Here is a 14,110-nt window from a genome sequence, read left to right as displayed (position 1 = left end):
TAGGACCCCACCGAACACCGCACCCGTCGCCGGGCAGGAAGGACACCGTAGATGGCCAGGACTCCCGGAACCGGAACAGGCGCCGCCGTGGACGCCAGCGGGCGTCGGTTGCGGCTCAGCATCCTCCTGGCCTTGGGACTGCTCGTGGTGCTGGCGCTGCGATTGGTGGTCATCCAGGGTGTCGACGCATCGGGCCATGCCTCGGAGGCGATGAAGGAGCGGCTGCGCTCCGTCTCGATCACACCGGAGCGCGGCTCTATCCTCGACTCCCAGGGCCGTGTGCTCGCCGCCTCGGTGGACCGCTACGACCTCGTGGCGGACCAGCGGCTCGTCCAGGACTACCGCAAGTGGGACAACGAGACCAACGCCATGGAGGATGTGGCCCTGGAGGACTCCCTGCAGGAACTCTCCGGCATCCTTGACGTGGACGCCCAGGAGCTGCGCGAGCGCATGGTCGGTGACCGTCCCTACAAAGTGGTCATGAAGGGCATCACACCGGAGGTCAAGGAACAGGCCATGGAGATCGGCATCCCCGGCCTCCTGGCCGAACCGGTGTCTGAACGCTCCTATCCGAATGGCTCGGTGGCAGGATCCATCCTCGGCTTCCTCGGGGGAGACGGCACCCCGTTGGAAGGTCTCGAACTGAGCCAGGACGAGCACCTCTCGGGCACGGAGGGCCAGCGGACCTACGAGATCGCCGCGGACGGCGTGCGCATCCCCAACGCGGAGTTCTCCGAGACCCCCGCCGTGGACGGCCAGGACCTGCGGCTGACCATCGACCAGGACGTGCAGTGGTTCGCCCAGGAGGCGATCGCCCGCAAGACCGAGTCCTACAACGCCGCCTGGGGCAACATCACCGTGATGAACGCCAAGACCGGCGAGATCGTGGCGATGGCCGATTCGACCACCGTGGACCCCTCCGATCCCTCGGCCACGGACAGCCTGTTCTGGCGGCCCACATCACTGACACAGTCCTATGAGCCGGGATCCACCGGGAAGATCTCGACCTTCGCCACGGCTCTCGAGCTAGGCGGCGTCTCCCCGACGGACACGTGGACGGTCCCGAACAAGCAGAAGTTCGGCGGACAGGTCATCAACGACTCCATGCCCCACGACACCTATGACATGACCACGGCAGGCATCTTCACGCGGTCCTACAACACGGGAACCGTGCAGGTCGCGCAGACCGTCGAGGACCAGGTTCGCTACGACTACCTGAAGAAGCTCGGCGTCGGAGAACACATCGACATCGGCCTGCCCGGCAGCAACAAGGGCATCCTGGTGGAACCGTCCCAGTGGGACGGCCGCCAGCGGTTCACCACCATGTTCGGCCAGGGCTACACCCAGACCACGCTGCACCTCGCGCAGATCCTGCAGACGGTGGCCAACGGCGGGGTGGAGAAGGAGGCCCAGCTGATCGATGCCTACATCGACGCCGACGGCTCGGAGAAAGTCGTCCCCGAGGGCGAGGGCACCCGGATCTATTCCGAGGAGACCTCCGAGGAGATGCTCCGTCTGATGGAGGGCGTCGTGGAGCTGGGTACCGCCGGTCCGGCCGAGATCCCCGGATACCGCGTGGGCGGCAAGACCGGTACCGGCGAGGCCGCCGGCGTGGGCGGTTACAACGGCTACACCACCTCATTCGCCGGCGTGGCTCCCCTCGACGATCCGCAGTTCGTGGTGGCGATCTCCGTCCACCGGCCGCAGGGTGACTGGAAGACCTGGCAGGTGGAGGACACCGCCGCCGAGGTACTCTCCTACCTGCTGACCAAGTACAACGTGCCGCCGAGCGACCAGGAACCGCAGAACTACGACGTCTTCCCCGAAGACCCGCAGAAGCGTCCCTGGTAAGAGGGGACTGCCCGACCATGACCTCACCTCTGACCCCTGCCGAGCAGGATGCTGCCTTCCGCCCGGACCACACGGACCCCCTGGATTGGAGCGACCTCATCGAGGCGCTCCATCGCTCTGGCCTGCCCGTTGAACTCTCCGGCGTGGAGAGCGGATTGCCCGGACAGCCCGGCCCCGCAGGGATCTCGATGGACTCCCGTGCGGTGCGAACCGGCGATCTCTACGTGGGCGTGCCTGGTGCCAATCGCCACGGGGCGGAATTTGCCGCGGCCGTCGTGGCAGCCGGCGCCGCCGGGCTCCTCACGGACCGGGAAGGGGCGGCGCTGGCCGGTGACCTGCCCACCGGCACCCCGGTGCTGGTGGTGCGGAATGTGCGCGACGCCGTTGGGCCGGCTGCCGCGGCCATCTACCGGAATGCGGGGGCGGGTCCGCGGATGTACGGGATCACCGGCACGAACGGCAAGACGACCACGACCTATTTCCTCACCTCGCTGCTGGAGGCGTGGGGAGAGACCACCGGCCTGATCGGCACCATCGAGATCCGCGCCGGACGTCGCTCGGTCCCAAGCACCCTCACCACACCCGAATCCACTCAGCTGCACGCGCTGATGGCGATGATGCGCCAGGAACAGGTCAGTTCGGTCGCCATGGAGGTCTCCTCCCACGCCATCAGCTACCGCCGGGTCGCGGGCCTGCATTTTGCCGTCGCCGGGTTCACCAACCTCACCCAGGACCACCTGGACCTGCACGGCTCCATGGAGGAGTACTTCGCCGCAAAGGCGGGCCTCTTCGATGCCAGACGGACCGGCCGTGCCGTCATCACCCTGGACGGCGGTCCCGATGCCCCGGACCATGACGGCGCCACCTGGGGGACCAGGATGGCCGATGCCGCCGGCTGCCCCACCGCGACTCTGTCCCTGGGGCCGGCGGCCGACCACGGGGGCACTCCGCTGACGGGCGCGGATTGGACCATCACGTCCCTTGAGGCCATCGGCCTGGGGTACCGGTTCACCCTGCTCCATGCCGCCAGCGGCCGTAGCGTCGTCGCCTCCACCGGGTTGCCCGGCCGTTTCAACGTGGCCAACGCCGCGCTGGCCGCCGTCATGGTCTTCGAATCCCTGCCGGGGGTCGAGTGGGATGCCGTGGCCCGCGTGCTGGACGTACCGGTGGGCCAGGGGCCCTTCGCCACAGCCGTGCCCGGCCGCATGGAAGTCGTCGGTCAGTCCCCGGACGGCATCGTCGATTTCGCCCACAATCCGGACGGGATGGTGCGTGCCCTGGAGTCCGTGCGGGACGCCCGCCAAGCGGCCGGAAACACCAGCGGACGCACGATCCTGGTGTTCGGCGCCACCGGGGACCGGGACCGGGCCAAACGCCCGGTGATGGGTCGCATCGCGGCCGAATGGGCCGACGTCGTGATCGTCACCGATGACGACGCGCACACCGAGGAACCTGCGGGCATCCGGTCCGAGGTGCTCACCGGCGTCCGGGAAGCGGCCCGTCAGGCCGCCGGGACCGGCCGCCACGTCGAGGTCCACGAGGCGGCGCCGCGCCAGGACGCCATCGATTTGGCCGTGTCCTTGGCCACACCTGCTGACACGGTGCTGCTGGCCGGCCGCGGCCATGAAACCGTCCAGGACATGGACGGTGTGGATGTGGCCTTGGACGACCGGATGGAACTCCGGGCCGCCCTGGCACGGCACGGCTTCGGCCCCTCATCGGATTCTCATGGGCGTGGACGTAAAGTTGACGGGTCATGATCGAACTCACCGCAACCGCCGTCGCCGAGGCCACGGGAGGCGCCCTCACCGCCTCCGTGCCGCCCGGTGCCACGGTCGACTCCGCCACCACCGATTCCCGGGAAGCCGCCGCCGGGACCCTGTTCATCGCCAAGCCCGGTGAGCACGCCGACGGGCACGACTTCATCCCCGCTGCCCGCGCCGCCGGAGCCACGCTCATCCTGGCGGAGCGGCAGACCAACGACGCCGAGGGCCGGCCGGACCCCGCGGTCATCGTGGACGACGTGGTGCTGGCCATGGGACGTCTGACCACCTACATCGTGGGACGGATCCGCGCTCATTCGCCGACCACGGTCATCGGCATCACCGGCTCCGCCGGCAAGACCACGACCAAGGACCTGCTGGCCACCATCCTGGCCACCGCGGGGCCTACGGTGGCTCCGCAGAACTCCTACAACGGTGAGGTCGGCGTGCCGCTCACCGTGTTCCGGGCCGAGCTGGACACGCGCTACCTCGTGATCGAGATGGGCGCTGATGAGCTGGGCAACATCGAGTACCTCTCCTCCATGGTCCAGCCGGACATCGGGGTCGTCCTGATGGTCGGTTCCGCTCACGCCGGTAAGTTCGGCGGGGTGGAGAACATCGCCAAGACCAAGGGCGAACTGGTCGAGTCCCTGCCGTCGAACGGCTTCGCCGTGCTCAACCTGGACGACGCCCGTGTGGCCGCGATGGCCTCCCGCACCCCGGGTCGCGTGGTCTGGTTCTCCGTGGAGGACGGCTCCTTCCCGCTGGTGGACGCGGACCTCGAGGCGGGCACGGCAGCCTTCTCCGCCCTGGCCGACTCGCTCACGACGAACGCCGACGAGCAGCCCGAGTTCGACCTGCGGCTCGGTGCGGGAACCGGCGCCGAACCCCACCCCGTGGTCTCCGGTCTCATCGGCCGTCACCACGCCTCCAACATCGCGGCTGCCGCCGCGGCCGCGGCCGCCGCCGGCCTGACTGTGGAGGACATCGCCGCTGCGCTCAATGGCGCCGGCCCCGTGAGCCGCCGGAGGATGGAGCGAACCGACCGCCCCGACGGCATCACCATCATCAATGACGCCTACAACGCCAACCCCGAGTCGATGCGGGCGGCCCTGCAGACCCTCGCCATGATGGGCCGGTCCACGGGACGGCGCACCTGGGCGGTGCTGGGCGAGATGCTCGAATTGGGCGATGCCCGCATCAGCGAGCACACCGCGATCGGCACGGCCGTCGTCCGGCTCAACATCAGCCAGCTCCTGGTCGTCGGCCGCGGCGCCCGCCCGCTCTACACCTCCGCCGTGAACGAGGGGTCATGGGGCGACGAGGTTGACTTCGCCGATGACCTCGACGCTGCCGAGGTGCTGCTCCGGGACAAGCTTGCCCCGGGTGACATCGTCTTGTTCAAGTCCTCGAACGGTGCCGGCCTGGGAGATCTGGGCGATCGGTTCGCACACGGTCCGGCCGGTCCGGGCCCCATGGAAGTCCCGACCATCGGGAACCGGAAGGAGCAGAGCCAGTGATAGGCCTGTTGATCGGTGCCCTCCTGGGGCTCGTGCTGACACTCATCGGCACTCCGTTGTTCATCAAGTTCCTCGTTCGTCAGGGGTACGGCCAGTTCATCCGTGATGACGGTCCCACCTCTCATGCGACGAAGCGCGGCACGCCGACCATGGGCGGAGCGGTCTTCGTGGTCGCCACCGTGCTTGCGTATTTCGTGACCCACTGGATCATGTCCGGTCTGCAGTTGGAGAACGCCGGGATCACGGCCTCCGCCATGATTCTGTTGTTGCTCATGGTCGGGATGGGCTTCGTGGGCTTCTTGGACGACTTCACCAAGATCACCAATCAGCGCTCGCTCGGTTTGACTCCCTGGGCGAAGATCGTCCTGCAGGCCGTGGTCGGCATCACGTTCGCCGTGCTGGCCCTGAACTTCCCCAACGAACGCGGACTGACCCCTGCCTCGACCGCCATCTCCTTCGTCCGGGATCTGCCGATCGACCTGGCCTTCGCCGGGCCGGTCCTCGGCGTGATCCTCTTCGTGGTCTGGTCGAACCTCATCACCACGGCCACCACCAACGCCGTGAACCTGACGGACGGGCTGGACGGGCTGGCCACCGGGGCCACCGCCATGATCACCGCCGCCTACATGCTGATCACCCTGTTCCAGGCGAACCAGTCGTGCGGGGTCACCGGCGAGGGGCCCGGCTGCTACGAGGTGCGCGACTCCATGGATCTGGCGGTGCTTGCCTCCATCCTCACCGGCGCCCTGATCGGATTCCTGTGGTGGAATACCGCCCCGGCCAAAATCTTCATGGGGGACACCGGCTCGCTCGCTCTTGGCGGCGCCCTCGCCGGCTTCGCCATCATGTCCCGGACCGAACTCCTCGTGGTCATCCTGGCCGGGCTCATGGTCCTCATCACCCTCTCGGTGATCATCCAGGTCGGCTACTTCAAGATCTCCGGCGGCAAGCGGGTGTTCCTGATGGCTCCGCTGCAACACCATTTCGAGCTCAAGGGCTGGGCCGAGGTCACCGTGGTCATCCGGTTCTGGATCATCGGGCTGCTCTGCGTGGCCGTCGGCATCGCCCTGTTCTACGGCGAGTGGGTGCTGTCCCAGTGACTTCCGAGATTCCCGAGAGCCGCTCCGACCCCTCTGCCCGTCTGGCGGCGCTCACCAGCTGGGATGCCGACTGGACGGGCCTGCGGGTCGTCGTCACCGGACTGGGCCTGTCCGGCTTCGCCGCGGCGGACACCCTGGCCGACCTCGGCGCCCATGTGGTGGTCGTCGACGGCCAGGAGAGCCCCGAGCACCGGGCCAAGGCGGACACCCTCCTGATCGTCGGCGTCCAGGACGTGCTACTGGGGGAGCGGCACACTGCCGTGCTGCCCGACGTCGGCGGGCTGGCCCCCGAACTCGTTGTCACCTCCCCGGGGTGGCGGCCCGACCAACCCCTCCTGGCGGCCGCCGCCGCGGCGGGCGTCCCCATCTGGGGAGACGTCGAGTTGGCCTGGCGGGTCCGCGAACGGGCCGGACGCAAGACCGCGGACTGGCTGGTGGTCACCGGCACCAACGGCAAGACGACCACGGTCGGCATGGTCGAGTCCATGCTGCTGGCCGCCGGCCAACGGGCCATCGCGTGCGGCAACGTCGGCACGCCCATCCTGGACGCGATCCGTGATCCCGAGGGCTGGGACACCATCGCCGTGGAACTCTCCAGCTTCCAGCTGCACTGGACCCACCACATCGAGCCCGCGGCCTCAGCGGTGCTCAACCTCGCCGAGGACCATGTCGACTGGCACGGCTCCTTCGAGGCCTACTGTGCGGACAAGGCCAAGATCTACGAGCACACCCGCCTCGCCTGCCTCTTCAACGAGGAGCAGCCGATGACCATGCGCATGGTCGAGGAGGCGGACGTCCAGGAGGGCTGCCGGGCCATCTCCTTCACCACCGACACCCCGGGGCGGTCCATGCTCGGCGTGGTCGACGGGCTCCTCGTGGACCGCGCCTTCTTGGCGGACCGGGCCAACCAGGCCCTGGAGCTCGGCGAGCTGCAGGACCTCGGTCCGATCGCCCCCCAGCACCAGGTCGCCAATGCCCTGGCGGCGGCCGGGCTGGTCCGCGCCATCGGGGTGCCACCCGAGGCGGTCCGCGACGGGCTGCGTGCCTACCGGCCGGGCGACCACCGGATCCAGCTGGTGGCCCAGGCCGATGACGTGCTGTGGATCAACGACTCCAAGGCCACCAACCCGCATGCTGCCGATGCGTCATTGGCGGCGTTCACGGACGTGGTGTGGATCGCCGGCGGCCTGCCCAAGGGTGTGAGCTATGACGAGCTCGTCACCCGCCATGTCGGCCGGCTTCGCGCCGTCGTGCTCATCGGCGCCGATCCCGGCGAACTCGCCGGGGCGTTGCGGCGACACGCGCCGGACATCCCGGTTCTCTCCACTGCCGTGCGGGACACTGGAACAGGCCCCTCGGACGGCCATCAGGCCATGGTCGCAGCGGTCCGTGAAGCCAATGCGGTGGCCCGGCCCGGGGATGTCGTCTTGATGGCGCCGGCAGCGGCGTCCATGGACCAATTCGAATCCTACGCAGACCGAGGAAACGCCTTTATCGATGCCGTCGCCCGCCTCATGGAAGCCAAGGGGCTGGGCAGCTAAGGAGCCCTTGCATGGTGACCACACCCCACCGGCCCCTGTGGCGTCGGGCCCGGGGATTCCTCGAAGGCCAGGGCTCCAGCCGCACCTCGTATTTCCTGATCCTGGGTTGCGCAGCGGCCTTGACTGTCATCGGCCTGGTGATGGTGCTCTCGTCCTCATCGGTCGAGAACATCGGGGAATCCTCGGGATCGTATGACCTGTTCATCCGGCAGGCGATGTTCGCCGTCGTCGGCTTCGCCGTCCTGTTCGTCCTCTCGCGGCTGGGCACCAACCGCCTGCGCTCCTTGGCCTGGCCAGCCATCCTGCTGGCGATCTTCCTGCTCGCCCTGGTGCTGACACCTCTCGGCCACGAGGTCAACGGCAACCAGAATTGGCTGAAGATCGGCTCGTTCACGGCTCAGCCGTCCGAGGCCGCCAAGCTGGCCCTGGCCCTGTGGGCGGCGGTGGTCCTCGAGCGCAAGGCCAAGCTGATCGGACAGCTCAAGCATTCCATCGTCCCCGTGATCTTCCCGGTGGGTGCCATCCTGCTCGGCCTGATCATGGTCGGGCGCGACCTCGGCACGGCCATGGTGATCATGATGATCCTGGCAGCCGTGCTGTTCTTGGCCGGAGCCCGGCTACGCTACTTCCTCATCGCCGGTGGGATCGGTGCTCTGGGGGCCGGGATCATGGCGCTGACCTCGGCCAACCGTGCCGTGCGCATCCAGGCATGGATGGGCAACTGCGAGTTCCCCACAGAACCCTGCTACCAGCCGGACCACGGCATGTACGCCCTGGCCTCCGGCGGCTGGTGGGGGGTCGGCCTGGGCCAGTCCCGCCAGAAGTGGAGCTACATCCCGGAAGCGGAGAACGACTTCATCTTCACCATCCTCGGCGAGGAACTCGGATTGGCCGGGACCCTGCTCGTCATCGGCTTGTTCGCCGGCCTGGCCATCGGCCTGTTCCGGGTGGCGCGCCGTTCGGACTCCCTCTTCGTCAAGATCTGCACCGGCGGCATCCTCATCTGGATCATCGGCCAGGCCTTCATCAACATCGCCATGGTCACCGGCCTGCTGCCAGTGATCGGTGTCCCGCTGCCCTTCATCTCCTACGGTGGTTCGGCGCTGACCTTCGTCCTGGCCGGCATCGGCGTGGTCCTCGCATTCGCCCGCGAACAGCGCCAGGAGGAGGAGGCAGCGGTAGGACGTGCCGCCAACACCGCAACAACCGCCGCCTCCGGAACCTCCGGACCGCCCATCCACCCTGCTGGCGCCGCCCGCGCCTGGAAGAAGGCCCGATCATGACCGAACCGCTCCGCGTCGTCCTGGCCGGCGGTGGGACCGCCGGGCACGTCAGCCCCATGCTGGCGATCGCGCGTGCCCTCGAGGCGGCACACATCGCCGGGGCGGGCGTCACGCTGGCCGGTCATGCCGGAAGTCCCGGCATCCACTGCACCATGGTCGGCACGACCTCGGGCCTGGAGACCAGGCTCGTCCCGGGTGCCGGCTACGAGTTGGACACCATCGAGCGGGTGCCGTTGCCCCGCCGTCCCACCATGGATCTCGTGCGGTTGCCCGTTCGGCTTCGTCGGGCCGTCACCCAGGCCGGAGAGATCCTGGACCGCCGCCGTGCGGACGTGGTGGTCGGGGTGGGCGGTTATGTCTCCACCCCCGTCTACCTGGCCGCGGCCCGCCGAGGCGTGCCGCTGGTCATCCACGAGGCCAATGTCCGCGCCGGGCTGGCGAACAAGGTCGGTGCCCGCAAGGCCGCCGTCGTGGCCACGGCCTTCCCGGAGACCGTCCTGCCGCGGGCCCTGTGCGTCGGCATGCCCATGCGCCGGGAGATCTCCACGCTGGACCGGGACGCGTCACGGGCACCGGCGAGGCGCGCCCTCGGCCTGGACCCCGAGCTCGCCACCGTGGTGGTGACCGGGGGCTCCTCCGGCGCCCTCAACGTCAACCGGACGATTGCCGCCGCGCTGCCGGACCTCTCCGCCGCCGGGCTCCAGGTGCTCCATCTCACTGGGCGGGACAAGCAGGTCCTGAACGAGGACGGCACCCCGGTCACCGCTGAGGGCTACCACCAGCGTGAGTATCTCGACGGGATGGAACAGGCCTACGCGGCCGCGGACCTCATCGTGGCGCGGGCCGGCTCGGGCACCGTGCACGAACTCGCCGCCGTGGGACTGCCCGCCGTCCTTGTCCCCCTGCCCATCGGCAACGGGGAGCAGGCCCTCAACGCCCGCGGACTCGTGGCGGCTGGCGGAGCCCTGATGGTCCGGGATGAGGCGTTCACCGCCGACTGGGTCCGGCGCGAGCTCCTCCCGCTCGCCCAGGACCCCGCGCGGCTGGCCGCCATGTCCGCCGCAGCCCAGGCCCAGGGAATCCGGGATGCCGACAGCACCATGGCGAGGCTCGTCCTGCGGGCCGCCGGCGTGGCCTCTTCGTCATCTTCTTCCTCCTCCAGCAACCACCCGGGAGACGCCTCGTGAACCCCCCGTCAGCCCCATCGATGTCCCCAACCCTGACCGATCTGGGGCGGGTCCACTTCCTCGGCCTCGGCGGGGTCGGCGTCTCCGGCATTGCCCGGATCATGCAGCAACTCGGCGTCGAGATCTCCGGAACGGACGCCAAGGACCTCCCGGTCATGCGGGAATTGGAAACGGCCGGAGCAACCGTCTTCGTCGGCTACGACGCGTTGCACTTCGACCGCCTCGCCCAGGACGGCGGGGGAGTGGTGGGCACCGTCATCGCCTCATCCATCGCCGGTCCGGGCAATCCCGAGTATGACGCCGCCGTGGATCGCGGGATCCCCGTGCTCCACCGCTCCGAGGGTTTGGCCGCGGCCATGTCCGGTCACCGGGTCCTTGCCGTGGCCGGCACCCACGGAAAGACCACCACGTCCTCCATGGCTGCCATGGCCTTCTCCGACGCCGGCGCCGATCCCACCTTCGCGGTCGGGGCCGCCGTGGCCGGGCTGGGAACCAATGCCGCGGCCGGCGGGGGCGAGTGGTTCATCGCCGAGGCCGACGAATCGGACGGCACCCTGCTGAATTACCGCCCGGAGATCGCCATCCTCACCAATGTGGAGGCCGACCACCTCGACTTCTACGGCTCGGAGGAGGCCGTCACCGAGGTGTTCCGGGATTTCATCCGGCTCCTGCCACTCGAGGGCGTCCTGGTGGCCTGCGCCGACGATACCGGCGCACGCGAGGCCGCAGAGTGGGCACGCACCGAAGCCGTCGACGGCCGTCCGGCGCCCAGAGTGGTCACCTATGGATCGGACCCCGCTCGGGCCGACGACCTCGTGCTGGTGAACAGTGAGCTGGCTGAACTGTCCGGTGGCACCGGACAGCGGCTCACTTACCGGTGGGCGGATGGACAGACGACGGCCCTGACCTTGGCCGTCCCCGGGCGGCACAACGCGCTCAACGCGGCAGCGGTACTCCTGTCCGCACGGCACGCCGGCCTCGACGTCGGTGCCGCGGCACGCGGGCTCGAGGCCTTCCGGGGCACGGCACGCCGCTTCGAGTTCCGCGGGGAGGCCGCCGGAGTGCGGGTCTTCGACGACTACGCCCACCATCCGACCGAGGTGGCGGCCGCCATCGCCGCCGGACGGACCGTGGCCGGCCGCGGCCGAGTCCACGTGCTCTTCCAGCCCCACCTGTTCTCGCGCACCCGCGACTTCGCGGAGGGCTTCGCCGCGGCGCTCTCGGCGGCGGACGGGGTCCGCGTGCTGCCGGTTTACCCGGCGCGGGAGGAACCGATCGAGGGGGTCGACTCCTCGCTGATCGCCCGCCGCGTCCGCACCGCACTGCCAGGGTCGACGACCGTGCCCGTGGACGCGCGAGCCGCCGTCGCCTCCCTGGTGTCCGAAGCCCAGCCCGGTGACGTCATCCTCACCATGGGAGCAGGGGACGTCACGGCTCAGGGCGGTGCGGTGCTGGCGGCCCTGACAGAGCAGGCGGGACGCGCGTGACAGACGAGCGGACCACAGGCAACGGGGCGGGCTCGTCGGCTTCTTCCGATTCTTCTGTTTCCGAGGACACCGTCCGACCTGCGGACAATGTGGTCGAGTTCCCGGAAACGGAGGGACAGGTCCGCAGGCGGCACCGCCGGTTGTGGTTGCTCGGCGGGGCCGGTGCCCTGGTGCTGTTGGGCATCCTCGGGGCGGTGCTGTATTTCTCTCCGGTGCTGGCCATCCAGCAGCTCAAGGTCACGGGGACGGACCTGCTGGAGCGGAGCCATGCAGAGGAATTGCTGGAGCCGGTCATCGGAGTGCCGTTGCCGCAGGTCGGCCAGCGGACCGTTGAGGACCTCGTGGCCGGGGAACCGGCCGTGGACACGGTCCGGGTCCATGCCGAGCCCCCCAACTCGTTGTCGGTGGAGATCGTGGAGCACCAACCGGTGGCCATGGTCCCGGAGGGGGAGGGCCACGTCCTGTACTCGGAGCATGGGGAGGCCCTGGCCACCCTGTCCGAAGAGCGGGCCTCCACCTATCGGCTGCCCAGCGTGTCCAGTGCGGAGGATGTGAGCGATCCCGAGGTCTTCGACGCGATCACCTCGGTCCTGGGCACGCTGCCCGAGCCGATCCGCACACGCATGGAGTCCGCCACTGCGGAGACCGTGGACTCCGTCACCCTCCAGCTGACGGACGGCAGAACGGTTCTCTGGGGCAACGCGGACAAGGGGGCCCGGAAGGCCCAGGTCCTCGAGGCCCTCTTGAACGTTCCCGGGAACGAGGAGGCACCGATCCAGGAGTTCGACGTCTCCACGCCGGACCGGCCGGTGACCCGGTGAGGTCCGGTGGCCCGGGCGTGCACGGTCGCCGACGCGGACGCAGGGCCGCACATCAGTGCCAGGTGCGGACACCATGGCGACACACCGGTGGCGGGTCTTTGCACGAACGCCGCCAGCACCATAACGTTTCAACCAGAAGACAGGTTGACATAACAATAACCTTCAACCTGAACGTTAAGCCAACCTGAGTGGCCGGGACGGGCGCTGGGCGTCACCGTCACCACCGGGTACCAAGACAGACAGACACCGAGCAAGGGACAAATACCGTGGCAGCACCGCAGAACTACCTGGCCGTCATCAAGGTCGTCGGCATCGGCGGCGCCGGCGTGAACGCCGTCAACCGCATGATCGACGTCGGACTCCGCGGCGTGGAGTTCATCGCCATCAACACGGACGCCCAGGCGCTGCTCATGAGTGATGCCGACGTGAAGCTGGACGTGGGTCGCGAGCTCACCCGTGGCCTCGGCGCCGGCGCCAACCCCGAGGTCGGCCGCCAGGCCGCCGAGGACCACGCCGAGGAGATCGAAGAGGTCCTGCGCGGCGCGGACATGGTGTTCGTGACCGCAGGCGAGGGTGGCGGCACCGGCACCGGTGGTGCTCCCGTGGTCGCCCGCATCGCCCGCTCGCTCGGTGCCCTGACGATCGGTGTCGTCACCCGCCCCTTCACCTTCGAGGGCCGCCGCCGAGCCACGTCGGCCGAAAGCGGGATCGACGCACTGCGGGACGAGGTCGACACCCTCATCGTCATCCCGAATGACCGGCTGCTGTCCATCTCGGACCGCAACGTCTCCGTGCTGGACGCCTTCAAGTCCGCCGACCAGGTCCTGCTGTCCGGTGTCCAGGGCATCACGGACCTGATCACCACTCCCGGCCTGATCAACCTCGACTTCGCTGACGTGAAGTCCGTCATGCAGGGCGCCGGCTCTGCCCTCATGGGCATCGGTTCGGCGCAGGGCGAGGACCGTGCCGTCAAGGCAGCCGAGCTGGCCATCGCCTCCCCGCTGCTGGAGGCCTCGATCGACGGCGCCCATGGCGTGCTGCTGTCCATCCAGGGCGGTTCCGATCTGGGCCTGTTCGAGATCAACGAAGCAGCCCGACTGGTCCAGGAGGTCGCCCACCCGGAGGCGAACATCATCTTCGGTGCAGTCATCGACGACGCGCTGGGCGACGAGGCGCGCATCACCGTCATCGCCGCCGGCTTCGACCAGGTCGACGCCACCTCCGCACCCTCCGGCGGCTTCAACACCGGTACCAAGCCGCAGGGCCAGCAGTCAGGGTTGCCGGCCCAGAACGGTGCGGCGCAGGCACCGAACCAGCCCGTCCCGAACCAACCCGTCCCGGCTGCCCAGGAAGCCGCGCCGAAGCCCGAGACCTCCGGCTACAAGGCAGAGCCCGCCCAGCAGGACCTGCCGACTGTCGTCGAGCCGGACCTGTCCGGTCCCGGCCGTGACGATCTCGATGTCCCTGATTTCCTGAAGTAGGCAGCTGGCGACGACCGTGCCGGAGGCATCGTGACCGACCATCGGCGACCGGCCGGGGCCATGACGGCCCCGGCCG

The 14,110-nt window shown here is 69.0% G+C and carries 10 protein-coding genes; all 10 read left to right on the top strand.

The genetic code is table 11. From position 1 onward, the window contains the following. Nucleotides 1-51: 51 nt before the first annotated feature. The 10 genes from ABD134_RS05720 (at nucleotide 52) to ftsZ (ending at nucleotide 14,034) form a co-directional block, all read left to right on the top strand. Complete coding sequence (locus tag ABD134_RS05720) at nucleotides 52-1,851, top strand: peptidoglycan D,D-transpeptidase FtsI family protein (RefSeq protein WP_344227451.1); 1,800 nt, start codon at nucleotides 52-54, stop codon at nucleotides 1,849-1,851. A gap of 17 nt (nucleotides 1,852-1,868) precedes the next feature. Beyond that, nucleotides 1,869-3,611, top strand: a complete 1,743-nt coding sequence (locus tag ABD134_RS05715) for a Mur ligase family protein (protein WP_344227449.1) — start codon at nucleotides 1,869-1,871, stop codon at nucleotides 3,609-3,611. After that, nucleotides 3,608-5,134 carry a UDP-N-acetylmuramoyl-tripeptide--D-alanyl-D-alanine ligase gene (locus ABD134_RS05710; protein ID WP_344227447.1) on the top strand — a complete coding sequence of 509 codons (1,527 nt, stop codon included), beginning with the start codon at nucleotides 3,608-3,610 and terminating at the stop codon, nucleotides 5,132-5,134. Before ABD134_RS05715 ends, ABD134_RS05710 begins: the two co-directional genes overlap by 4 nt. Next, nucleotides 5,131-6,234 carry a phospho-N-acetylmuramoyl-pentapeptide-transferase gene (mraY, locus tag ABD134_RS05705; protein WP_344227445.1) on the top strand — a complete coding sequence of 368 codons (1,104 nt, stop codon included), beginning with the start codon at nucleotides 5,131-5,133 and terminating at the stop codon, nucleotides 6,232-6,234. The genes ABD134_RS05710 and mraY overlap by 4 nt, the downstream gene beginning before the upstream one ends. Beyond that, nucleotides 6,231-7,775 carry a UDP-N-acetylmuramoyl-L-alanine--D-glutamate ligase gene (gene murD / locus ABD134_RS05700; RefSeq protein WP_344227443.1) on the top strand — a complete coding sequence of 515 codons (1,545 nt, stop codon included), beginning with the start codon at nucleotides 6,231-6,233 and terminating at the stop codon, nucleotides 7,773-7,775. The genes mraY and murD overlap by 4 nt, the downstream gene beginning before the upstream one ends. Before the next feature lie 11 nt (nucleotides 7,776-7,786). Beyond that, nucleotides 7,787-9,058: a putative lipid II flippase FtsW gene (gene ftsW / locus ABD134_RS05695; protein WP_344227441.1), complete on the top strand. Its 1,272-nt coding sequence runs from the start codon at nucleotides 7,787-7,789 to the stop codon at nucleotides 9,056-9,058. After that, nucleotides 9,055-10,245 carry an undecaprenyldiphospho-muramoylpentapeptide beta-N-acetylglucosaminyltransferase gene (murG, locus tag ABD134_RS05690; RefSeq protein ID WP_344227439.1) on the top strand — a complete coding sequence of 397 codons (1,191 nt, stop codon included), beginning with the start codon at nucleotides 9,055-9,057 and terminating at the stop codon, nucleotides 10,243-10,245. The genes ftsW and murG overlap by 4 nt, the downstream gene beginning before the upstream one ends. A 20-nt stretch (nucleotides 10,246-10,265) precedes the next feature. Beyond that, nucleotides 10,266-11,732, top strand: coding sequence for a UDP-N-acetylmuramate--L-alanine ligase (gene murC / locus ABD134_RS05685; RefSeq protein ID WP_344227735.1), 1,467 nt, complete (start codon nucleotides 10,266-10,268; stop codon nucleotides 11,730-11,732). Beyond that, nucleotides 11,729-12,553 carry a cell division protein FtsQ/DivIB gene (locus tag ABD134_RS05680; RefSeq protein WP_344227437.1) on the top strand — a complete coding sequence of 275 codons (825 nt, stop codon included), beginning with the start codon at nucleotides 11,729-11,731 and terminating at the stop codon, nucleotides 12,551-12,553. The genes murC and ABD134_RS05680 overlap by 4 nt, the downstream gene beginning before the upstream one ends. 266 nt (nucleotides 12,554-12,819) lie before the next feature. Continuing rightward, entirely contained in the window at nucleotides 12,820-14,034 is a 1,215-nt protein-coding gene (gene ftsZ / locus ABD134_RS05675; RefSeq protein WP_344227435.1) for a cell division protein FtsZ, read from the top strand. Nucleotides 14,035-14,110 lie beyond the last annotated feature (76 nt).

This window comes from Citricoccus alkalitolerans, from assembly GCF_039528175.1.
In the GTDB taxonomy this organism is placed as follows: domain Bacteria; phylum Actinomycetota; class Actinomycetes; order Actinomycetales; family Micrococcaceae; genus Citricoccus; species Citricoccus alkalitolerans.
The sequence above is the reverse complement of the archived record's forward strand: the minus strand, read 5'-3'. Positions and strand labels throughout refer to the sequence as shown.